The sequence below is a fragment of the Akkermansia biwaensis genome (assembly GCF_026072915.1).
Taxonomy (GTDB): domain Bacteria; phylum Verrucomicrobiota; class Verrucomicrobiia; order Verrucomicrobiales; family Akkermansiaceae; genus Akkermansia; species Akkermansia biwaensis.
In genome coordinates, this window is sequence record NZ_AP025943.1 from 371512 (window position 1) to 393566 (window position 22055).

General features: G+C 59.8%; 24 protein-coding genes. 9 read left to right on the forward strand and 15 right to left on the reverse strand.

Annotated features, from left to right (window positions below; genetic code table 11):
* Window positions 1-22: 22 nt before the first annotated feature.
* Window positions 23-892, forward strand: coding sequence for a 4-hydroxythreonine-4-phosphate dehydrogenase PdxA (gene pdxA / locus OQH67_RS01455; protein ID WP_215435399.1), 870 nt, complete (start codon window positions 23-25; stop codon window positions 890-892).
* On the opposite strand, the gene OQH67_RS01460 is transcribed toward pdxA, so the two are convergent.
* Complete coding sequence (locus OQH67_RS01460; protein WP_215435398.1) at window positions 889-1854, reverse strand: hypothetical protein; 966 nt, start codon at window positions 1852-1854, stop codon at window positions 889-891. The two genes, pdxA and OQH67_RS01460, sit on opposite strands and share 4 nt — an antisense overlap.
* Window positions 1855-1886: 32 nt before the next feature.
* Complete coding sequence (locus OQH67_RS01465) at window positions 1887-2861, reverse strand: hypothetical protein (RefSeq protein ID WP_215435397.1); 975 nt, start codon at window positions 2859-2861, stop codon at window positions 1887-1889.
* A gap of 212 nt (window positions 2862-3073) precedes the next feature.
* On the opposite strand from OQH67_RS01465, the gene rpsF reads away from it, so the two are divergent.
* The gene (rpsF, locus tag OQH67_RS01470) at window positions 3074-3358 is read left to right on the forward strand and encodes a 30S ribosomal protein S6 (protein WP_067571358.1); all 285 of its coding nucleotides are present in this window, start codon (window positions 3074-3076) and stop codon (window positions 3356-3358) included.
* 115 nt (window positions 3359-3473) lie between these two features.
* On the opposite strand, the gene OQH67_RS01475 is transcribed toward rpsF, so the two are convergent.
* From OQH67_RS01475 to OQH67_RS01500, 6 genes are all read right to left on the reverse strand, one after another.
* Window positions 3474-5021, reverse strand: coding sequence for a serine hydrolase (locus tag OQH67_RS01475; RefSeq protein ID WP_215435396.1), 1548 nt, complete (start codon window positions 5019-5021; stop codon window positions 3474-3476).
* 207 nt (window positions 5022-5228) lie between these two features.
* The gene (gene hisH / locus OQH67_RS01480; RefSeq protein ID WP_215435395.1) at window positions 5229-5837 is read right to left on the reverse strand and encodes an imidazole glycerol phosphate synthase subunit HisH; all 609 of its coding nucleotides are present in this window, start codon (window positions 5835-5837) and stop codon (window positions 5229-5231) included.
* 3 nt (window positions 5838-5840) lie between these two features.
* Entirely contained in the window at window positions 5841-6431 is a 591-nt protein-coding gene (gene hisB / locus OQH67_RS01485) for an imidazoleglycerol-phosphate dehydratase HisB (RefSeq protein ID WP_215435394.1), read from the reverse strand.
* Window positions 6432-6591: 160 nt separating this feature from the next.
* On the reverse strand, window positions 6592-7821 hold the full coding sequence (locus OQH67_RS01490) for a hypothetical protein (RefSeq protein ID WP_215435393.1): 1230 nt from the start codon (window positions 7819-7821) through the stop codon (window positions 6592-6594).
* A gap of 134 nt (window positions 7822-7955) precedes the next feature.
* Entirely contained in the window at window positions 7956-8558 is a 603-nt protein-coding gene (locus tag OQH67_RS01495) for a 50S ribosomal protein L25 (protein WP_215435392.1), read from the reverse strand.
* Between the two features lie 133 nt (window positions 8559-8691).
* Window positions 8692-9621, reverse strand: a complete 930-nt coding sequence (locus OQH67_RS01500; protein ID WP_067571348.1) for a ribose-phosphate diphosphokinase — start codon at window positions 9619-9621, stop codon at window positions 8692-8694.
* An 82-nt stretch (window positions 9622-9703) separates the two neighbouring features.
* On the opposite strand from OQH67_RS01500, the gene OQH67_RS01505 reads away from it, so the two are divergent.
* Window positions 9704-10654, forward strand: a complete 951-nt coding sequence (locus tag OQH67_RS01505; protein WP_215435391.1) for an exosortase/archaeosortase family protein — start codon at window positions 9704-9706, stop codon at window positions 10652-10654.
* 16 nt (window positions 10655-10670) lie between these two features.
* Window positions 10671-11393 (forward strand): exosortase-associated EpsI family protein, encoded by a 723-nt coding sequence (locus OQH67_RS01510; protein ID WP_215435390.1) that lies wholly within the window; start codon window positions 10671-10673, stop codon window positions 11391-11393.
* Window positions 11394-11412: 19 nt separating this feature from the next.
* On the opposite strand, the gene OQH67_RS01515 is transcribed toward OQH67_RS01510, so the two are convergent.
* Window positions 11413-12048 carry an alpha/beta hydrolase family protein gene (locus OQH67_RS01515; RefSeq protein ID WP_215435389.1) on the reverse strand — a complete coding sequence of 212 codons (636 nt, stop codon included), beginning with the start codon at window positions 12046-12048 and terminating at the stop codon, window positions 11413-11415.
* A 110-nt stretch (window positions 12049-12158) separates the two neighbouring features.
* Between OQH67_RS01515 and OQH67_RS01520 the strand changes: the two genes are divergently transcribed.
* From OQH67_RS01520 to OQH67_RS01535, 4 genes are read left to right on the forward strand one after another with little or no spacing between them, the layout of a single operon-like run.
* The gene (locus tag OQH67_RS01520) at window positions 12159-12743 is read left to right on the forward strand and encodes a DOMON-like domain-containing protein (protein WP_215435388.1); all 585 of its coding nucleotides are present in this window, start codon (window positions 12159-12161) and stop codon (window positions 12741-12743) included.
* A 3-nt stretch (window positions 12744-12746) separates the two neighbouring features.
* Entirely contained in the window at window positions 12747-14123 is a 1377-nt protein-coding gene (locus OQH67_RS01525) for an FAD-binding oxidoreductase (protein WP_215435387.1), read from the forward strand.
* A gap of 55 nt (window positions 14124-14178) precedes the next feature.
* The gene (gene lepB / locus OQH67_RS01530; protein WP_215458869.1) at window positions 14179-15462 is read left to right on the forward strand and encodes a signal peptidase I; all 1284 of its coding nucleotides are present in this window, start codon (window positions 14179-14181) and stop codon (window positions 15460-15462) included.
* Window positions 15463-15503: 41 nt separating this feature from the next.
* A complete protein-coding gene (locus OQH67_RS01535) occupies window positions 15504-16424 on the forward strand; it encodes a phytoene/squalene synthase family protein (RefSeq protein ID WP_215435385.1) in 921 nt (306 codons plus the stop codon).
* A gap of 257 nt (window positions 16425-16681) precedes the next feature.
* On the opposite strand, the gene OQH67_RS01540 is transcribed toward OQH67_RS01535, so the two are convergent.
* From OQH67_RS01540 to hisA, 6 genes are all read right to left on the reverse strand, one after another.
* Window positions 16682-17674 (reverse strand): HAD hydrolase-like protein, encoded by a 993-nt coding sequence (locus OQH67_RS01540; protein ID WP_215435383.1) that lies wholly within the window; start codon window positions 17672-17674, stop codon window positions 16682-16684.
* 22 nt (window positions 17675-17696) lie between these two features.
* Window positions 17697-18434 carry a 16S rRNA (uracil(1498)-N(3))-methyltransferase gene (locus tag OQH67_RS01545; protein WP_215435381.1) on the reverse strand — a complete coding sequence of 246 codons (738 nt, stop codon included), beginning with the start codon at window positions 18432-18434 and terminating at the stop codon, window positions 17697-17699.
* A gap of 24 nt (window positions 18435-18458) precedes the next feature.
* Window positions 18459-19616: a molecular chaperone DnaJ gene (gene dnaJ, locus OQH67_RS01550; RefSeq protein WP_067571328.1), complete on the reverse strand. Its 1158-nt coding sequence runs from the start codon at window positions 19614-19616 to the stop codon at window positions 18459-18461.
* A 23-nt stretch (window positions 19617-19639) separates the two neighbouring features.
* The gene (locus tag OQH67_RS01555; protein ID WP_215435379.1) at window positions 19640-20194 is read right to left on the reverse strand and encodes a nucleotide exchange factor GrpE; all 555 of its coding nucleotides are present in this window, start codon (window positions 20192-20194) and stop codon (window positions 19640-19642) included.
* Between the two features lie 156 nt (window positions 20195-20350).
* On the reverse strand, window positions 20351-20620 hold the full coding sequence (locus OQH67_RS01560) for a DUF167 domain-containing protein (protein ID WP_215435377.1): 270 nt from the start codon (window positions 20618-20620) through the stop codon (window positions 20351-20353).
* Complete coding sequence (gene hisA / locus OQH67_RS01565; protein ID WP_215435375.1) at window positions 20617-21402, reverse strand: phosphoribosylformimino-5-aminoimidazole carboxamide ribotide isomerase; 786 nt, start codon at window positions 21400-21402, stop codon at window positions 20617-20619. Before hisA ends, OQH67_RS01560 begins: the two co-directional genes overlap by 4 nt.
* 138 nt (window positions 21403-21540) lie before the next feature.
* Here hisA and OQH67_RS01570 point away from each other — a divergent pair, with 138 nt between their 5' ends.
* Window positions 21541-21999, forward strand: a complete 459-nt coding sequence (locus OQH67_RS01570) for a hypothetical protein (RefSeq protein ID WP_215435366.1) — start codon at window positions 21541-21543, stop codon at window positions 21997-21999.
* Window positions 22000-22055: the final 56 nt, after the last annotated feature.

The following is a 22055-nucleotide window of genomic DNA, read 5'->3' on the forward strand; positions in this document are numbered from 1 at the left end:
TTTTTCCTCCCCCCATTCTCCCATGAAACCGGTCATCGGATATACCCTGGGCGACCAGGCGGGCATAGGCCCGGAAGTGGTCGCCGCCGCCTTGTCCTCCGGAGAACTTCCGGCGGAAGCGGAATACCGGCTCATCGGACGCCGGGAGAACGTCCGCATGGGCAGGCCGAATCCGGAATCCGCCCGCCATGCCTTTGAACATCTGGAACAGGCGGCTCAGGCGCTCCGGGAAGGAGTCATCGACGCCGTCGTGACCGCTCCCGTATGCAAGGAAACGCTGCACGGCGCGGGATTCCGCTGGCCGGGGCAGACGGAATTTTTCGCAGAACGCCTGGAAACGAAGAATTACGCCATGTGCCTGACCGGGAAAAAGTTGACGGTGGGCCTGGCGACCATCCACATCTCCCTGCAAAGCGTCCCCTCCCTGCTGAATACGGAGGAGCTGGTCCGCATCGGAATGCTGCTGAAAGATTTCTGCCGCCGCAAAGGCATTTCCAGGCCGCGCATCGCCCTGGCGGCACTGAACCCCCATGCGGGGGAGCACGGCGCCTTCGGCAACGAGGATGAATCCATCATCTTACCGGCCGTGGAGCGGCTGAAGGAATTATGCCCGGAAGCCCTGTTTGAAGGCCCTTCCGTTCCCGACTGCGTGTACCGGGAGGCGGCGGAAGGGCTTTATGACGCCGTGCTGGCCCCCTACCACGACCAAGGACTGATTCCCCTGAAGCTGGTGGACTTCCACACCGCCGTCAACGTCACGCTGGGCCTTCCGCGCCCCCGCCTGAGCCCGGACCACGGCACCGCCTTCAACCTGGCTGGCACCGGAAAGGCCAGCCCGTCCAGCACCATCCACGCCTTCCAGCTGGCTGTCCGGATGGCCTCGGCGCGCTAACGACCGCTTTCCCGGAGCGCCTTTTCCCTCCACAGCCGCGCGATTTTCTCCGGAGTCTCTATCCAGTAATACCGGCTCGTTTCATCGATAATGGGAGTTCCGTCCTCTTCCTCCCTTCTTTCGTCCATCATGAAGAGGGCTGCGACAATCATATCCGCCATGGTATGTTCCAGAAACTCGTGCCCGTGCTCCTGCTTCACGATCCAGGCCCATTGCTCCGGTGTCAGGGAAGGCAACCTGGATAATCGTTCCGCTTCCTCCACTCTCTTGTCCGCATGTTCCCGGATTAATTGAACACGTCTCTCCCGGCAGGCACGGGTCAATGTTCCGTACAGCAATTCCATGACCCGGCCGTTCAGGCAATATTCCAGCGCCTTTTCCACACAGCCGTTGCAGATGGGATCATGATCCATATTGTAGAAGAGGGAATTCCCGGGATCCAATTTCCAGGCCACCAGCTTTTCATAGGAATCTCCGTCCGGAGAAGAAGGCAGGGGCAGCGAAGCCCCGGCGATGAAGTCATCCAGGGAATCCACAGCCGCTTTGGATGCCAGCAACAGCCTGCGTAGCGCAGCCATTGCCTTTTCCGCTTCGTGATGGGAAATAACCCCTTCTTCTTCCAGTCTGAACAGAGAAACAAGCTTATCCTGTCCATTCTTTCCCTTGTCCGTCAACTCCTTTTTAAAACTCTTCATTTCAAATTCAGCCATTTGGTACCATTCGTGCGGTGTCGGCGCGCCGGACATGATAGCCTCCCTCCACAGCTTTTCCTGTTTGTCAGCCTCCTTGTTCAACTCTTCCGTGACTTCCCTGCAAGATGCGGCATCCTTGACCCGGGTGCCGACCATCTCCAGGGCTTTGGAAAATGCGTCGCTTGTCACCACGTCCACCGTCCGGACACCTGCCGCCGCATGAATTCCACATACTGCCCAGCACAGAAAAATAATCCGTAAAAAATTCATGGCGGCACAGAATAATGGAACCGCCGGCGGCATCAATTCTTTTTTCCTGCCGCAGCTTCCTTCCATACCCGGGTGATTCTATCCGGAACAGACAGCCAGTACCGGAAAGCGGCTTCCCTGCCCTCGGAAAAAGGGTAGTCCCCGTCTTCTCCCCCCACCTTTTCCCTGGGGCACAGGCACATGATCAGGGAAACGTCCATGTCAAAAGATGCCAGAATCTCATGACTTTGCTCCTGTTTCCAGAACCAGCACCATTGTTCCGGCGTCAGGGACGGAAGCCTGGAGAGCCTCCGCGCCTCCTCCACCTTGCGGTCCGCATGAAGTCGGATCAATTGATTGATTCTTTCCTCTTCGGTCCGGTACAAGACCTCCTCCAGCATTTCCATGGCTCCGTCTCCCCAGCAGCTTTTCAGCATATCCTCTAGGCTCCTGTTAACCACGAGATCGGTGTTCATCGCATGAAACAGGGAATTTTCCGGAGATACCTTCCAGGCCAGCAATTTTTCATGGGAATCCCCGTCCGGAGACGGCGGCAGCGGCAGAGCCGCCCGGTCCATGAAGCTTTCCAGCGAATTTAAAGCCGTTTGGGGAGCCAAAAACAGTTTATCTAGGGCGGAGCGTGCCAGGGCCGAGTCTTCGTGGGAAATGCTGCCGTTCTCCTCCAAAGCATCCAGCCACAGGGGCAATTTCCAGAGTTCCGCCTTTTTGGCCAGCATCATTTTTTTGAATTTCCGCGCTTCCGCTTCCGATATTTGAACCCATTCCTGCGGAGTCGGACTTCCGGACATCAGAGCTTCCCTCCACAATTTTTCCTGTCGCCCGGCCTCCGCATTCAACTGTTCCGCGGCTTTTCTGCATGAGGCGGAATCCTCGATCTCCGCGGCCGCCATTTCCATAAGACGCTCAGGCCGGTCATCCGTCAGAACGTCCGCCATCCGGACGCCTGCGTTCGCACTCCCCCAGCAAAAGGCGCCGCCCAGGAAAAGAATGTGAAACCATTTCATCATGAAACAATCATGTCTGGCCATGCGGGAAAAGTCAATTTCCTCTTTCCGCGCGCCTCCGCGGCATTTCATCCCGCAGGGGCAAAATGCAGAAAACGGCCTGTTCCAGAAGACAAGGTAAAAAATAGGCTTGCTTTCTGAAGGCAATCATTGCACCTTATTTGCCCGCAAGGTGCGTACCGTTCGCACGACACATTTCTAATTATCACAAGACCATGAGAAATTACGAAGCTCTTATCGTATTCAACATGAAGGGTACGGAAACTACAGTTGAAGAACTAATCAATTCCGTAGCCGCCACGATGAAGGAAGAAGGCGCCGACATCACCGCCACCGAAAACGTAGGCCGCCGTGAATTCGCCTATGAATCCCACCATCTCGCCGCCGGCCAGTACGTGACCTACACCTTCACGGCGGAACCTTCCGCCATCAAGACCATCCGCGAACGTCTTCGCCTGAATCCCCAGATTCACCTTCAGTACTACAAGCTGATCGGCTAAATCCGGTCCATGCGGACGAAGCATCCGCTCCTTGCTTTTTTTCCAAAAAGAACCGCCTCCACGAAAGGAGGCGGTTCTTTTCTTATGGCTGTCTTCACGAAAGGAAGACGGATTCTCAATAAACATTGGCCGCCTGGGAGGCAATGTCCCGGAGCAGCTTGCGAATGGCGGCAATGGCGGGCATGTCTTCCACGCCGTATGCCCTGGCTATTTTCTCCATATGGGGGAAGCTGATCCATGTGCTTCCCCTGCCGTCCTCCCATACGGCGATGCGCAGAGGCAGTTCCGTGGCAATGCCGGGATTTCTCAGCATCAGGTTGGTCCCTACCTTGGGGGAGCCGAAGACGACCACCCGGGAGGGCGGCATTTCCAGCCCCGCTTCCCGTGCATTTTTTCCGTGGTCAATCCTGGCAAAAACGGGAATGGACCGGGCGGACAGTATCTTTTCAATGCGGTCCATCGTCTCATCCACTCCGAATGTGCTTTCGTAAAGATACAGGGAGTCGTCATCCAGATGGCCGGAACCGAGCTCGGGGTCCAGGGCGCCGGCAATGCGGCGCGCCAGATTGGTCATGTCCACTCCTTCCCTGTTGGCGGTCAGTGTCACGCACACCAGCTCCGCCGGGTCCGTGAATCGGCAGATGTAGGAGGAAAATCCCGGAATTCCGCCCTTGATGTCCATCAGCCCCTTGTGGTGCGGGAACTGCCAGCCGGCCATGGCCTGGACTATTTTTCCATTGTCCAGGCGCACGGGCTTGTAAATCATGTCCCGGTGCTTCTCATCCTTCACCAGGATGGAGCCTGCCAGGCAGACATCCCAGAAGCTGATTTCCTCCGGCGTGGACCAGATGTCCGCAAAACCGCGCAGGGAGGAACGGGCAGCCGCGGGAACCGGCGTGATCTTCCCGTCCTTCACGGCATATCCGGAGGCCGTTTCCGCGGGGTTTACGTAGGCTTCGCGCGATTTGAACAGGGTATGCCTGTTGGCGTGTTCGCGCACGTTGTCCTGCTCCACGGCTCCCAGGTCCTTGCCGAACATGGTATGGTTCAACCCCAGGGGCTGGAACTGGCGCTGCCTGACGAACTCCTCATAGGGCATTCCGGCCACAGCGTCCACAACCATGGAAAGAAGAAGAAAATTGGTGGCGCTCTGCCGCACGTCCGTTCCGGAGGGGAATTCCAGGTCCCCCAGCCTGACCAGGGACAGAAGCTCCGCCGGATCATAATCCCGCGCCGCATCATACTGGGGGGACTTCCTGTAATCCGGAATTCCGGAGGTATGCTGCAAAAGCTGGAGAACCGTGACGTTTTTCCATGCTTCCGGAAGGTCCTTGACAAAACGGGATACCTTGTCCGTGATTTCCATACTGCCCTGCTCCACCAGCTGGAAGGCGGCAATGGCGGCGTACGCCTGGGATATCTCCGCAGCGGGCCACAGGGTGTTTGTGGAGGCCAGCAGTCCGGTTTCCGCGTCGGACAGGCCGTAACCCACCACGCGGGGAATGTAGGGAGCCTGGACAATGGCGAGCGTCATGCCGGGGATTTTCTCCTCCTCCATGAAATCGTAGATCAACTGGTCAATGGAGCGGTTCAGGTAGGCCACACGGGAATTTCCGCGTCCCCGGGAGGGGAGCTGCACGGCAACGGAATCATCTTGGGACATATTCGCAGGATTGTTATTCGCAAGGGCCGGGTATCCCATTGCCATGCACGCGCAGGCAAGGAGCCCCCATCCAAAACAGGAAGTATTATTCATGGCGCCTCCATATAAGACCAAATTCCTTCCATTACGTTCATCCGGGAACGGCGGCCCCGCGGGAATATCCCCCACAACGGACGGATTTTCACCCGCCAAGGCGGGAAAAACGGCCTACAGGGAAACAAAGTTTTTCAGCAGCTGCACTCCCAGTTTCTGGCTTTTTTCCGGGTGGAATTGCGTGGCTACCAGGTTTCCGCGCCTGATGGCGGCGGCAAAACGCACTCCGTAGGTACAGGAAGCGGCAACCAGGGAACTGTCCTCCGGAACGGGATAGTAGGAATGCACAAAGTAGAAATAGGGGTCTTCCCCCATGCCCTGCCAGACGGGGTCCGCCGGATGGGACAGGGAAAGGCGGTTCCACCCCATGTGGGGCACCTTGAGCTCGGATTCCGGGAAACGCACTACGCGGCCCTTGAAGAGGCCCAGTCCGGGCACGCCTTCATCTTCCTCCCCGCTCTCAAAGAGAACCTGGTAACCCACGCAAATGCCCAGGAAAGGCCTGTCCGCCTCAATCCATTCCCGGATCAAGGGGGCCAGCCCCTGGCCGCGGAGCTTTTCAGCGCAGTCTCCGAACGCACCCACGCCCGGCAGCACCAGATGGGTAACGCCCTCCGCATCCTCCGGCGTGCGGACCAGATGGCCGTGCACTCCGGCGGCTTCAAACGTATTCAGCACACTGCGGAGATTGCCCGCCCCGTAATCAATCACACCGAGTTTCATGGCTTACAGCATGCCCTTGGTTGACGGAAGGGTTCCGGCGGCCCTGGGATTAATGGCGGCGGCCTGCCGCAGAGCATGGGCGATTCCCTTGAAGACCGATTCCGCAATGTGGTGGCCGTCCCTGCCGTAAAGCACTTCCACGTGCAGGTTGCAGCGCAGGTTGTTCGCCAAGGCGCGGCAGAATTCCTCGCACAGGGTCAGCGGAAAGTTGGGCGCGTCCGGAAGGCCGCCTTCCGGAAGGCGGAATACCACGTACGGACGGTTGCTCAGGTCCATGACCACGCGCGTGAGGGTCTCGTCCATGGGAAGATGGGAACAGCCATAGCGCACGATGCCCTTCTTGTCCCCCAGGGCATTCTTGATGCATTCTCCCAAAACGATGCCTACGTCCTCCACCGTGTGATGGGCGTCCACCTCCAGGTCTCCCCTCGCCTGCAGGGTCAGGTCCATCAGGGAATGGCGTGCCAGCAAATCCAGCATGTGGTCAAAAAACGCGTGGCCCGTGGCAACGGCGGCGCACCCCGTGCCATCCAGATTCAGTTCCATGCTGATGTCCGTTTCACCCGTGACTCGTTTGCAAGAAGCATTCCTCATGTGCCTCTTCTATACTGAAGAAGCGGCGGAAGAAAGCAGGAAATACCGCATGCGTAAAGATTTGTGCCCTGCCCCTCCGGCAAAAAGCCGCACGGTCCCGGCGAGGAGACCATGCGGCGTCACATTCACAGGCCCGCGGGCATTTCCCGCAAGCGGCGTATTATTTTTTCTTTTTGGCCTTGGCGGCTTCCCGCTCCTGCTGGCGCTTCTTGTCCCGGTCTTCACGGATCTTTCTCGCGGCTTCCGCGCGTTCCGCGCGTTCACGGGCCCGCTGTTCCTGGAGCCCCACGCGCACCGTTTCCCGCAGTTCCTCATAATATTCCCTGGGAACCTGGGCGGAACGGATGTCCGCCAAAATTTCTTCGGCCTCGCCAAATTTTTTCTCGTCGCACAATTCCCAGGCTTTTTTCAGGGCGGCGGAGCCTGCTCCGGTTTCCTTTTCCTGATTTTTCAGGCGTTCCGCATCCGTAGAGGCCACCAGCTTGATGTCGCGCATGGCTTCCAGGGAACCGGCGGTGGGTTCAAACCATCTGTCCCCCCGTTCCCTGACCTTTTTGCGATGGGCGCGGTGCACTTCCGTCAACTGGTTTTCGCGTTCCCTGAGGGCAACCTGCTTTTTCTGGAAGGCATCCAGCAGGGCGGTGCGCTGCTCCTGCGTGAGCTTGGCATTCCCACGGCGCTTTTCCTCCTCCTGGCTCAGCACCTGGCGTTCCCTTTCCAGGGATTTTTCCTTGGCGGCAATCAGCACATCCAGCGTCCGGTTGACCTGCGCGGAAATTCTCACGGCGTCCGGGTAGGCCTCCGCCAGAGCGGCGGAACCCGGATAGTTTTGCCGCAGGCGGTCATAAACGGCCATGGCCTGGTAGGGCTTGCGTGCGGTATTCAGCGCCTTGAACCGTTTCAGGAGCTTGCCGGCCTCATGATCGTATTTGGTGCGGACCGTGACTTCCGCCGCTTCCTTGGCTTCCTGGGCCGCCTTGGCTCCTTCCACCAGTTTTTTCTCCTCCAGCAGGACCACGATCGTGGCCCGGGCCTTCACGGCGGCGTCGTGGACCTCTCCCTGGGGATTTTTCTTGATCACGGCGTCCAGTTCTTCCAAGGCTGCCTCCAACTCCTTGGTGTTCATGGTTTCCGGCTTGGCATAGTTCTTGTCGATCTTGGCTGCGGCCAGTTCAGCCGGGGACGCCTTTGTGATGGTTTCAATCAGCTCCCTCTTGATGGTCTTGGATTCCTTGATGCCACCGGACACCACTACCATGACGCTGATGGATTCCGGAGTTTCCACCTCTACTGTACAATCCTTGTAAACGGTTCCATCTTTGAGCTTTACTTCATCCGCCACGGACAACGGAACCAGTGCCGACAATACCAGTAAAAGAGACTTGTTCATAAATCTGAGGATTTTTTCAAATTGATTTAACGGATACTTATCTTGCACTTTACCAGAAGACGCCGTGTTTGCGACAAAAAAAAGCCCGGAGCCGTAAAAACGGTTCCGGGCTCGGAAATGGGATTGATGACCGCTTATTCAGCAGCGGCTTCCGCGGCGGCGGGAGCGGCTTCTTCAGAAGAAACGCGCGGAGCTTCCACGATGGCCACGATCACGTCGCCGGCCAGTTCCGTGTTCACGCCGGCAGGCAGCTTGAGGTCCGCGATGCTCAGGCTTTCCCCGATCTTCAGGCCGGAAACGTCAGCCTTGATGGATTCCGGCAGGTCCTTGACCTGGCAGGTGACAGACAGTTCATGAATGGTCTGGTCAAGCACGCCGCCCAGGGCTACGCCGGCAGGGTCGCCTTCCAGAATCACGGGAACGATGGAGTGGATGACGGTGGAGTCCTTCACAGCCTGGAAGTCAACATGCAGGCAGGCATTCGTGATGGGGTTGTGCTGGATTTCCTTGAGGAGAACCTTCACGACCTTGCCGTCGATGTCCAGAGCGACCAGAATATGTTCGGAAACGGCGGAAGCCAGCATGCGGGAAAATTCGCGGGCGTCAACCTGGATATTGACATTGTCAAAACCGGGACCGTACACCACGCCGGGAACGAGTCCCTGGCTGCGAAGTTGCTTCAGATTACCGGAGCCGCAGGCTCTCGCTTCGGCCTTGAGGGAATGGGATGTAGCCATGTCTTATAGAGGCAATATTGAGTGTTGATTGATGATGTTTCCTAATCGGGTTCAGGCAGAGGCCCCGCCGGGATTTCTGAACCCGTGTAAACCGATACTCAGGTCAGGGCGCAGGACTCTGCACTAAAATTTGCTAAATGTCAAACAATGATGATACGGATTCTCCGTCATGAATGCGTTGCACGGCGTGGCCCAGCAGATCGCCCACGCTCACGCAGTCCACCTTGGGGCCGTGGGCCATGGGAACGGTGTCGGAGGTGAGCACGCGTTCGATGGAGGAGCCGGAAATGCGGTCGCGGGCCATATCCCCCAGAACGCCATGGGATACGCAGGCAAACACGCGCTGGGCTCCGCGCTCCTTCAGGATGTTGGCAGCGGCGCACAGGGTGCCTGCCGTTTCCGTCATGTCGTCAATCAGGACGACGTCCCGCCCTTCCACCTCGCCGATCACGTTCATGGCTTCCACATGCGTGGCGTTGAAGCGGTGCTTGGCGACGATGGCCAGTTCCGCGCCCAGGGCGTCGGAATACGCGCGGGCCATTTTCACGCCGCCAACGTCCGGGGAAACGACGACGAGATTGTTGAGGTCCTTTACATAGTGTTCGCGCAAGTGGCGGATCAGCACGGGGGCGGCATACAGATGGTCCACGGGAATGTCGAAGAAGCCCTGGATCTGGGCCGCATGCAGGTCCATGGTCAGCACGCGGTCCACTCCGGCGGCGGTCAGCAGGTTGGCCACCAGCTTGGCGGTGATGGGAACGCGGGGCTGGTCCTTGCGGTCCTGGCGGGCATACCCGAAGAAGGGGATCACGGCCGTGATGCGTCCGGCGCTGGCGCGGCGGGCGGCATCCACCATCACGCACAATTCCATGATATTATGGTTGGTAGGTGGGCAGGTGGGCTGAATGAGGAAAACATCCCTGCCGCGAATGTTTTCATTTATCTTTACAAAACTTTCTCCATCGGGGAAAGTGTTCACCGTGACGTCCGTCAACTGAATGCCTACGCTTTGCGCAATGCGCTCCGCAAGTTCTCTGTGTGCTGTACCGCTGATAATCTTCATACCGGAAACTGAAAAGCGGACGCATTCTGAACACAGGACCGGATAATCGCAATACTTAATTCTCACAATTTGATTTTTCTGCATGATGGATTCCTCCAACCCCGCCGCGCATGAGAAATTTCTGACCGCCCCCATGCTCGCCGCCCTTGTTTCGGGCGGCCTGCTCCTCGCGTGGCCCTACCTGGCCATTGCCGAATTCGGCCCCGGCGGCAGCCAGAACGGCTTCCAGTGGCTTTTTTCCGCATGGAACCCGGAGACGGATTATGAACACGGCTGGCTGGTGATCCCCATCATCGCCTTCATGCTGTACCATGCCAGGCACTGCATCATCCGCGCGCCCAAACGCATCGACTGGCGCGGGCTGCTGCTGTTTGTCCCGGCCTGCATCCTGCTGATGCTTTCCTTCCGCGTAGGCCAGCCCCGCGTGGCCATGGGCGCCCTGCCCCTGATCCTGCTGGGAGGCGCCTGGTACCTAGCCGGACCCCAGACGGCCAGGATATGCGCCTTCCCGTTGCTCTTTTTCTGGCTGTGCATTCCGCTGCCTTCCTTCCAGCAAGCCACGGTAGAGCTGCAAATCATCGCTACGCAGTTCGGCCACCTGGGCGGCAGCCTTTTCGGGGTGGACACCTACCTCCAGGGCACCAACATCCGTTCCACGGAAGGGCACTGGGACGCGTTCAACATAGCCGGCGGATGCAGCGGCATGCGCTCCCTGATGGCCCTGATCATGCTTTCCGCCGCATGGGCCTATCTTTCAGACTTGAAGTTCTGGAAAAAGTGCGTGCTTTTTCTCAGCGCTATTCCTCTGGCGGTGATCGGCAACGGCGTGCGCATCGCCAGCATCGTGGTGATGGCGGAATACGGAGACGCCCGGTTTGCGGCCAAAACCTGGCACGACTGGTCGGGCCTGCTTTTCTTTTTCCCCATCTGCCTGCTGGGGCTGGCCTGCGTCCATTCCCTGCTGGCCGGGGAAATGATCTGGAACCCATTCCGCCGTAAAAAGGTAGTCGTCAAAATGAACAAGGCCCAATAAGCGTTTTCCCCGCGTCATGAAATACCAAACGCTCAACATCCTGCTTCTTCCCTTTCTGCTGGCCGCCATGCTCGCCGGCATTTACCTGATGCCCCGGAAGGGGGAGGTTTTCGACTCCTCCATCAGCATGGAACTGCCCACGGGACTGAATCCGGACGGCTGGCACGGCACGCGCCGCCAGGAGTCGGAAGAGGAGCGCAGTATCCTTGCCGCGGATACGGAGTTTTCCAAGGCGGACTACCTCCAGCAGCTGCCCATCAGCGTCGCGGCTCCGGAAAAGGCTCCGGCCCTGTGCCGGGTTTCCATCGTCAAGTCCGGGCATGACCTGAACAATTCCATCCACCGCCCGGAACGCTGCCTTCCGGCGCAGGGACATTTCAACCTGACGGGAAGCACGGTGCAAGTTCCCGTGGAAGGCCGCGGCATGATCGCCATGACCAAGCTCAAGTCCCAGCAGAACATGACGCCGGGCCAGGCGAAGCCCACCATCCTGGACAGCATGCATTATTACGTTTTCATCGGCCACGGGCACATGACGGAAGACCACCTGAAACGCACCATGACAGACATGAAAGACAGGGTGCTTTATGGCATGGACCAGCGCTGGTCCTATTTCCAGGTGTCCACCGCTTACGGCGACCTGGTCAACCTGCCGGAAGAGGATGCCCGGAAACAGACGGAACGCCTGATCAGCCAGCTTCTTTCCAAACTGGTGCAGTGGGACGAACTGGGCCGGTAGAAACCCGCGTTCCGGAAGGTCAGCGGCCCAGCGCGCCTCTCAGCCAGAAGGCGGCTTCTTCATACAGGCTGCGCTCCTCTTCGGACGGGGATTCGTACAGCATGGGGCCCGGCCTGCGGTGGCAGTAGGGATGGCCTGCACGATCCTCGCGAAAGCCTGAAAAGGAAAGATTCACGTCCGCCCCGCTGCAATGGCCCCACCGTCCTCCCATTCTGGGAACGGCATCCATGAAGCCTCCGCCTTCACCCAGATAGGAGTTGCCCCACCAGTCCACGGATTCCGGACGGCTGTTTTTCTGCCGCCGCGCTACGGCGTCAATGGTCAGCAGGCAGAGAGGGGCGGGACACGGCGCCTGCCGCCTGGCGACTTCCACGGCGCAGGAGCCGCCGTAACTGTGGCCTATCAGCACCATGGGCACGTCCGGCAGTTCCCGGCGCATCCGTTCCAGGTCTTCCGCAATCCGGTCGCACCTGTCCCGAAATACGCCCAACCCGCCGCCGTCCCAGTGGTAATAGGCCGTGGCATGAGCCGCACCGGGCAGAAAACCAGGGAAGGCCGCCTCCAGCCGGCTCAGGCAGCCCAGCATCACGTCCCCGAATCCCCCGATGAATACGGCCAGGTAATCCGGCGTCCGGCCGCCGGAACCCAAGTTCAAGGTCCTTTGGAAATGCATGACGGCCCCCATCATGAAGAATTCGCGTCAATATCCAAGCCCATAAGACGATCTGGCTTGATAAAATGGCCAAACTGTCCAAAGGTGATGATATGCAAGCAATCATTCATCAATGGGCTTTCAACGGGAGCTTTGACCAGCTCGCCTCCCTGCCCCGGCAGGAACTCGTCAATGACTGGTTCGGCTACGATGTGGAGCCAAGCGCGGAATTCGCCTTTGCCACGGACGGCCAGTACCTCTGGTTTCTGGCCGCCCGCAACAGGGAAGCCACCGTGCATCCGGACGCCCGGCCCGGCCAGTTTCAGCCGGAATTGTGGCGGTATGACCTGGCCGAATGGTTCCTTGCCTCCGGCGAGGGGACCAATTACTGGGAATTCAACCTCGCCCCCAACGGCGCGTGGTGGGCCTGCGCCTTTACCGATGTGCGCCGCGCGAATGAAGATATTCCCGCCCCGCTGGCCGTGGATACCGAATGCATTCTGACGGACGAAGGCTGGTGCGCCATGGCGAGAATTCCGCTGAATGAATTGCGGGGCGTGGACATCCGGGACTGCAAGCTGGCGGCTACGTTCATTCTGGAGACCCCGGACCAGATTTTCCTGACCACCGCAGACGATCTTTCCGGAGAACCTGATTTCCACCGCCCGGACTGCTTCTCCACGCCCATTCTGAAATAGTCCATGTCTTTGGAAGAGGACATTTCCCGCATTCTGGGCCGCGGAAAAACCTCCGCGGACCCGGAAGTCCTGGCTCTTCACGCCGGGGACAAATGGTACGCGTCCGTGCTGCCGGAACTGGTCGTTTTCCCGGAAAGCACGGAAGACGTCTCCCTGCTGATGCGCTATGCCTCCTCCATGAACATTCCGGTCACGGCGCGCGGCGGGGGCGTGGGCTACGTGGGCGGGTGCGTGCCCGTGCGCGGCGGCATCAGCCTGTCGCTGGAACGGATGAACCGCATTCTGGAAATAGCTCCGGAAGACGGCGTGGCCGTGGTGGAGCCCGGCGTGATCACGGCGGACCTCCAGCGCGAAGTCCGCGCCCTGGGCTGGTTTTACCCGCCGGACCCGGCTTCCAGAAAGGAATGCAGCATCGGCGGCAACATAGCCACCAACGCGGGAGGCCCCCGGTGCCTGAAATACGGAGTCACCAAAGCCTACGTGCTGGGGCTCACCGTGGTGCTTGCCAGCGGAGAAGTGGTGGAATGCGGGGGACGCACCCATAAGAACAAGACGGGCTTCGACCTCGGCGACCTTTTCATCGGCTCGGAAGGGATGCTGGGCATCATCACCCGTGCCGTCCTGAGAATCATTCCCCATCCGGAAGCCTTCAGCGCGCTGAGCGTCAGCTTTCCCGAATTTCCGCTGGCCGCCGCCGCCGTACAGCGGATACTGGCCGGCGGCCATCTCCCTTCCGCGCTGGAGATCACGGACAGCTTCACCCTCCAGGCCGCGCGGGCCTATCTGGGGGAGAGTTCCCTCCCCTCCGGCAGCCGCGGGCACCTGATCGTGGAAGTGGACGGCAGGCGGGCCGCCGTGAAGGAAGAACTGGATTCCCTGTGCGCCCTGCTGGAAGAATGCGGCGCCACGGATATTCTGAGGGCCGATACGGAAGAGGAGGCGGAAGCCGTCTGGCAGCTCCGCAGGGAGTTTTCCTACAGCCTGAAAGCCACCGGCATGACCAAGCTCAACGAGGATATCGTCATTCCCAGGTCCCGCCTGGTGGAGCTGGTGGAGTTCTGCGAGGCCATGCACCGGGAAACGGGGCTGGACATCGCCTGTTTCGGCCATTCCGGGGACGGCAATATCCATACCAATATCATGGTGGACGATTACGCGGACCCGGAAAAAAAGGCCTTGGCGGACGCCTGCGTGGACAGGCTGTTCCACTGGGTGCTGGCCTGCGGAGGCTCCATCACCGGAGAACACGGCATCGGCCTGGCGAAAGCCAAATGGTTCCGGGAAGCCGTGGGGGAAGGCGCCTTCCACCTGCACGAACTCGTCAAAACCGCCCTGGACCCGGGAAATTTGCTCAATCCGGGAAAAATGGGACTTCCGTAGCGTAAATTATTCTTCCATGACGGCCCCGGACGGGGCATCATGGCCCCAGCACTTCATGAACAGTCCGCACAAGTCCATACTAGCCTACCTTTTCGATCACTTTCCGGCAGCGGATGCCATCTTGGTATTCATGCTGGACCATCCCCTGGCCTGGTTCACGCCCAAGTGGCGCAGGAAGGGCCGCATGGCCCTGAAAGCGGTGCGCCGCTACATCAATTACAACCGCGACATCCTGCCGCCCGAACGCCTGGCGGAATTCCAGGAAAACCGGGATTTGCTGAAAACCGCCCTGTTGCGCGGAGACAGGGCGCAAACGGAGTCCGTCACCGCCAAACTGGAATCCACCTTGGAGTCCATTCCCGGCGCGCTGCCCTCCGGCTTGGCGGAGAACGTGGAAGTCCTGTTCGTGATTCTGGCCATTTTCCTGGGTCTGCGCTGCTATGTGGTCCAGCCCTTCCGCATTCCGACCGGCTCCATGCAGCCTTCCCTGAACGGCATCCGCGCCATTCCTCAGGAGGGTATCCCCTCCCTGATGAAGAAAATAGGGGACATGGTTCTTTACGGCGGCTCCTATGTCCATGAAACGGCCCAGAAGGAAAAGAAGATTGTCCGCTTCGTGCCCGGCACCAAGTATCTTTTGCTGACCGTCACCAACGTGCAGTTCGACGACGGCTCCACGCTGGAAATCCCGGCGGCGGAGGCGGAAACGCGCCGCTACTTCCTCAACCAGGAGCCCCGGTTCGAGGCCGAACGCAACACCCCCTTCAGAACCTACCTGCCGGGAGACACCATCGTCAACGCCCGGTTTGACGCCGGAGACCTGATTCTGGTGAACAAGATGGCCTACCATTTCCGCAAGCCGGAGCGCGGAGAGGTCTTCGTGTTCGACACGCGCGGCATTGAGGGCATCGCCAACAAGGGCAGCAGCACCGGACAGGAAGGAGGCACCCATTACGTGAAGCGTCTGTGCGGCGTTCCGGGAGATTCCCTGAGCATCAAGGACTCCCAATTGATCGTGAACGGAGAACCCGCCAAGGAATGGACCATTCAGCGGGTGGCCTCCGGCAAGCCTCCCTACCAGCCCTGCGGCTACGTGGCGCTCCCCGCCCCGCTGAGCCTGCTGGACGGCAGGGCCTATATTACGGAAGGAACCACCGTGCACCTGTCCAAGGACAAGAACCGCCCCTATCTGCGGGAATACGTGGCGCTGGGGGACAATTCCACCCGTGAAAATTCCTTCGACTCCCGCTACTGGGGGCCCGTGCATCAATACAACATCGTAGGCCCCGCCAGTTTCTGCCTGTGGCCCTTTACCTCCCACTGGGGACTCATTCCCTGATCCCCGCCATGCGCCGCCAGGCAGTTTTTTCCCGTCAAGACATGACCCAAGCCCAGACCATCACCAGCAAGGCCAAATCCAACCTGGCCTTCGCTCTCATTGACCTTCCGGAAGAGGAACGCCGCCACATGGCGGAATTCTACGCCTTCTGCCGCACCGTGGACGACATTGTGGACGAGCCCGGAATGACGCCCCAGGAACGCCACAACGCCCTCAACCGCTGGATCAAGGTCATCAACGGGGAACAGGGGCTGGAACTGTCGGAACTTGAAGAGGACATCGTGGCCCTGATCCAGGACCTGGATCTGGACACCACACCCATGCTCCACCTGATCGAAGGCTGCCGTTCCGACATCAGCCAGCAGCAGCCCCTCACCCGTGACGAACTTCTGGACTATACGTACTGCGTGGCGTGCTGCGTAGGCCTGACATCCGCCCGCATCATGGGGGCAGGCGAGGAGTCCTACCCGTATGCGATTGCCCTGGGGCACGCGCTCCAGATGGTGAACATCATCCGGGACGTGGCGGAAGACTGCAACAGATCCAACCGCATTTACCTTCCCAAAGAGGACATGGAGCGCTTCGGCTATACCCTGGAGGATCTGCGCAACGGCGTGTATTCTCCGCAATTAAAGGAGTTGCTGCAATATGAGGCGGACCTGGCGGAACAGTTCTTCCGGGATGCGGAAGAGGAATACAACCGCCTCAGCCCGGAAGACAAGGCGGCCCTCGTCCCCGCTCAGGCCATGTCGCTCATCTACCACACCATTCTGGACAAGATGAAGGCGGGCGGCTTCCGCATCTTCGACATCCGCTACCGCGTCAATACCTTCCACAAGCTCTGGCTCCTATTCCGCACCAAGCTGGACATTGACCCGCAGTCCTACTACGACAAGTCCAAGGCTTATTACGACAAGCTGGTGGGCTTTCTGTCCCGGCCGATGAAAAAGGATGAAAAGTAAGCGCGCCCGTTTTTCACGGACTTTTTTCCGGACATATCCCCGTTCAGATATGAGACCGCATTTTCCGGCGCCTGCGTCCAGCATCCGCCTCTGGTAAATGCCTGTACGGGGCTGTGCAAGACGGCAGGCCGCAGCCGGAAAAGGAGGTGAGTCTCCGTACGCGATACGGAAAAGAATTCCGTTTTATCCAGCCCTGATGCAGGTCAGGCTCAACAATTTTGCACGGTTTTTATGCCCCAAAGAGGGGAATACCCTGCCTAACGGTGCCGGGAAGCATGCACCGTCACGGAAACGCTGTCCGTGCGCGGCAGGATGAATTTGTGCAGCGTGACAACCACATGCCGCGCGCCGAATTGTTCCAGGCAGACGTTGCCGAGATCCTCCGCCAGCGTCTCCACCAGCTTGCGGGGATGCGCCAGGGCTTCCGCCCTCAGGGCCTGGGCGATGGAGTCGTAACAGACGGTCTTTGAAAAATCATCGTTCAATCCGGACAGGGCTTCATCCGGGTAAAAGGCAATGTCCGCCTTCAGCGTCTGCATGGAGGCGCGTTCCTCATCCGGCACGCCGATGAAGGTGTCCAGTTCCAGGCCGTGGATGTTGATGGAGTCCTGCGTGTCCGACGGCAGGGCGTAGCGGCGCATCAGGGTGCGCAGGACGAGCAGGTCCGGAACGATGATGTCCGGCTTTACGCGGGAAAGCTGGGCGGCGTCATTGTAGCCGGTCAGAACGGCAATGGACGTGATTCCGGCATGGTGGGCAGTCTCCACGTCGTGCTGCATATCCCCGATGAAGGCGGTTTCATGAGCATGAAGGCCATGCTGACCCAGAAGGGTGTGGATGTGGGTGTCCTTGTGGCGAATGCCCGCATGAATGGCCTCAAAGTATTCCATCATTCCCAGTTCCCGGCACTGGATGTCGAATTCCTTGGCGTCCACGCTCGTCAGGATGAAGCAGCGTACGCCGCGCGCGCGGCAGAATTCCAGGAATTCCCGCGCGTGGGGGAGCACCTCCACCGTGGCGGTGGAAACGCGGAATGCGTAACGGAAATGGTCTTCCAGTTCGTTCAGGTCCGCCTGGGGCAGGACGCGCGCGTAATAGTCCGGATAGGGGAGCTGGAATTCCGCCCGGAATTCGTCCCTGTTCATGCAGGGCTTGCCGTACTGGGAAAAGACGTAGTTGGAGGCGTCCAGCGTCAGCGCCAGATCGTCCACCAGCGTGCCGGACCAATCGAAAATCAGATTCTTGAACATGGGAGTATGTGTAGGGGAAAACTCAATCCAGCGCGTACCGCATGGCGGCCACCCCGAAAAAGGCGGCCGTTTCCACCCGCAGGACGATGGGGCCGAGTGTCACGGGAACGAACCCCGCCTCCAGGGCCGCCGCGGTTTCCTGCTCCGTGAAATCCCCTTCCGGCCCTACCAGCAGGGAGGCTTTTTTTACGGAACGGCCGCGCGCTTCTTCCAAAACGTCCCGCACGGGACGCACACCGGGCACCAGGGAGGCAATCACATTCAGGCCGTCCGGCACGCCGCGGCCCAGCCATTCCGCAAACGGCACGGGAAGCTCCACGGCTGGGAGCGTGTTCTGCCCGCACTGCTTGCAGGCCTCCAGGGCGATGCGCTGCCATTTCTGCCTTTTGGCCTCCGCTTCCCGGGCGTTCAGGCGCACGATGGTCCGGTCCGTGATGAGGGGGACGATGGCGGAAACGCCGAGTTCCACCGCCTTCTGGATGATGAGGTCCATGTTGGCGCCCTTGGGGATTGCCTGGCAAAGCGTCACGGAAGCCAGGAACGGAGCGGGGGGACACTCTTCCCCGGGCGTCAGAAGCACACCGGAACTGCGCGGGGCTTCCGCCACCACGGCATGGGCGGCCCGGCCCCGGCCGTCAAAGACCACGCAGGCGTCTCCCTGTCTCAGGCGGAGCACCTTGGCCGCATGGTGCGCTTCATCCCCGCGGAGCTCCCAGACGGGAGCGGACCATTTCGATGGGGGGAGAAAGAAGCGCGCCATGTGCGAGGAAAGTTGTTCCGGCCTTTATTTGTTCTTGAGGTAACGGGCGGCCTTGTCGGCAAACGCCACGCAGGCGGGCTGGTTGCGCTTTTCATCCAGGGTGGACGCAAAGGCGTTCAGCTTGTCCGTCTGGTCCTTGCTGAGCTGGGTGGGGATTTCCACTTCCACCTCCACCAGCATGTCTCCGACTTCAGAACTGCGCAGGGCCTTGACGCCCTTGCCGCGCAGGCGGAAGATCATGCCGTTCTGCGTGCCTTCCGGCAGCTTGATGGTAGCGGCCCCGTCCAGAGTGGGGACTTTCAGCTTGCCGCCGGTGACGGCAAGAGCCAGAGGCACCGGAACGGTGCAGCTCAGGTCGTTGCCCTCGCGCTGAAAGATGTCGTGCGGCTTCACGTCGATGAATACGTGCAGGTCCCCCGTGGGGCCTCCGTGGACGCCGGCGTCCCCTTCCCCGGCAATGCGGAGCTGGCTGCCCGTAGTAACGCCCGCCGGAATGCGGATGGTGATATGGGAGTCCTCCCTCACGCGGCCCTCTCCGTGGCAGACGGGACAGGGGTCGGAAATGATTTCCCCGGTGCCGTGGCACGTGGGGCAGGTGGATTGCTGGACAAAAAACCCGCTCTGCTGGGTGATGATGCCGCGCCCCTGGCAGGTCGGACAGGTCTTGAACGCTTCCTTGCCTTCCCTGGCTCCGGAGCCGTGGCAGGTCTTGCAGGTTACCAGGCGTTCGATTTCCAGCTGCTTGGTGCAACCGCGGGCCGCTTCCTCCAGCGTGATATCCAAATCATAACGCAGGTCGGAACCGGGCCTTTTGCTGGAACGCTTCTGGCCGCCGCGGGCGCCGCCCCCGAACATGTCCGCAAAGCCTCCCATTCCGGAGAACATCTGGGCGAAGATATCCATCGGGTCCTGGAACCCGCCGCCTCCGGCATAGCCGCCGCCCCCGGTTCCGCCCTGTTCAAAGGCGGCGTGGCCGAAGCGGTCGTAGGCAGCTCTCTTGTCCGCATCGGAAAGCACTTCATAGGCCTCCCCCAGCTCCTTGAACTTTTCCTCCGCGGAGGGGTCGTCCGGGTTGCGGTCAGGGTGGTATTTCAGGGCCAGCTTGCGGTAGGCCTTTTTAATCTCGTCATCTGTGGCGCTTTTGGAAACGCCCAGGATTTCGTAATAATCTTTTTTAGCCATGTGGCGTGAATGTTGGAAAACGGTCAAACTTCGGGCTCGGGTTCCGGCGCATGGGCCACCACGACGTTTGCCGGGCGCAGAAGCCTGTCTTTCAACGTGTAACCTTTGCGGATAACACGCAGGACGGTTCCCTCCGGCTGGTCGGAAGGCTCGCGCTGGATGGCTTCTTCCGTGGCGTGGTCAAACATGCTGCCCACAACCGGGTCCAAAGCCTGCACGCCGTTGGAGGCGAGGAATTCGTCCAGCTGCTTTTTCACCATGCTCATGCCCACGTAGATCATGGAGGAGGCATCCGCGCTGGCGGCGGCCATGCCCATTTCAAAATTGTCGATGACGGGCAGGAGTTCCTCCAGCAGACGCTGGTTGGCGAACTTGGCGCACTCTTCCTTTTCCTTCACCATGCGCTTGCGGTAGTTGTCGTATTCCGCTGCGGTGCGCATGGCGGAATCCCGCCATTTCAACAGTTCCTCTTCCAGTGAAGACACAGCTTCCTGTTCCTCTGCGGCCGCTCCTTGCGCCTGTTCCAGGATTTCCTTTTCCCCGGCATCCGCGTTCTGATTCTGTTCTTCGTCGCTCATGCGGGTACTCTAAATATTTTTACGGTTTGCGTCAACGGCCTGCTAAGACATGTCTGACGTTTGACACGTGATGATGCGCATGCAATGCAACTCCTCTATGCAGAAACGGGAACACATTTCCCCCGAACGGGCTGCCCGCATGGCCGGAAGGCGAGTTCAGGGCGCCAGCCGGGAAAGCTTTTCCGCGCATTCCTCCGGCAGTTCCACCACCTTCAGCCGCCCCGTTTCTCCGCGCAGCAGGATGACGGAAGATTTGGGAATGCCCAGCCAGGAGGCCAGAAAAAGAATGACGGCCTTGTTTGCCTTCCCTTCCACGGGGGGAGCGGCAATGCGCAATTTCAGGGTGCGGCCCGTCCGCGGGTCTTCCTCCCAGCCCGCGGCCTCGCTCTTTTTGGCGTTGGGGATGACTTTCAGGGCCAGTTTCATGCCTTTTCCGCTCCCGTTTCCCCCCGCTGCCTTTCCACCAGGTCCGCATACCTGATCAAACGGCCTCCGAACAAATCCAGGGCGCTCCCCACGGTGGCGTCCAGAGCGCCTCCGCTCAAGGCGTCTATTTCTTCAAAGTCCTGTATCCGGCTGATTCCGCCCGCATAAGTCATGGGAATGCGCCGCCATGCGCCGAGCAATTCCACCAGTTCCCGGTCGATTCCGGAACACAGCCCTTCCACGTCCGCGGCATGCACGAGAAATTCCGCGCAATGTTCCGCCAGCATGTCCAGCGTGGCTTCCGTCACCCGGAGTTCCGTCAGGGTCTGCCATTTGTTCATGGCTACGGTCCAGCCGCCGGAAACCCTGCGGCAGCTCAAATCCAGCACCAGCCGTTCCGCGCCGACGGCGGAAACAAGGTCCTTTAGCCTTTGCTGCAAAAATTTTCCTTCCGCGTCAAACAGGCAGGACGTGACGATGACGTGGCTGGCTCCCACTTCAATCCACTGTTCCGCATTTTCCGGAACAATGCCGCCCCCCACCTGGAGCCCCCCCGGCCACGCGGCCAGGGCGGAGAGGGCGGTTTCCTCATTGCCGGGGCCCAGTTTGATCACATGGCCTCCCGTCAGGCCGTCCCGGCGGTAGAGATCCGCATACCACGCCGCATCCCGGTCGGAAACAAAATTGGTACGCAAACCCGCTTCATCCCGTGTCAGGGAACCGCCTACAATCTGCTTCACCCTGCCGTCGTGGAGGTCAATGCATGGTCTGAATCTGGTCACGCGGCCACTTTGCCCCGGCACACCCCGGCAGGTCAAGAAGGGATTCCCGCCGCTTGTGAAAACCCTTCTCCAACATATTTTAAACAAAAACGGCGGATTCATCCGCTTTCCATTAAAAGCTCCTACCCTGTACGTCTTATGAAAAACAAATCAGCCAAAAGCCATATCCTCTCCTATTGTGCCGGAAGCGCCCTGCTGGCCCTCGCCGCTTTTTCCGCCGGACAGGCCGCCGCGGGAGTCCATGCCGGAGAGGTCCTGCGCACTCCCGCCGGAGACAGAATATTCATCCGGTACGACTCCGCGGGATTTCCCATCTGGGGCTACAGCCCGTGCGGACGCCCCATTTACGCCTATTCTCCCGGAGGAAAGCCCATCTTCCTCATCAGCGGCATTCACAGCGGGTGCCTCGTCCCGGCATGGAATCCCCGCCCGCACTACCGCGGCCACTCCTGGCCCGTGGACGTGCGCCGCGAGTACTTTCCGCCGGCGCCCCGCAGGCATGCAAGACCGCTTCCTCCTCCGGGGCCCCGCTACCGTTCCCGCAGCCCCAGGCCCCGCCCCATCGTACATCCGTCCCGTTTCCACAGGCTCCGGTAATGTTTCTCCTTAAAAAATCCTCAACGGCATTCCCCCGCTTCCCGGCATCCGCACCA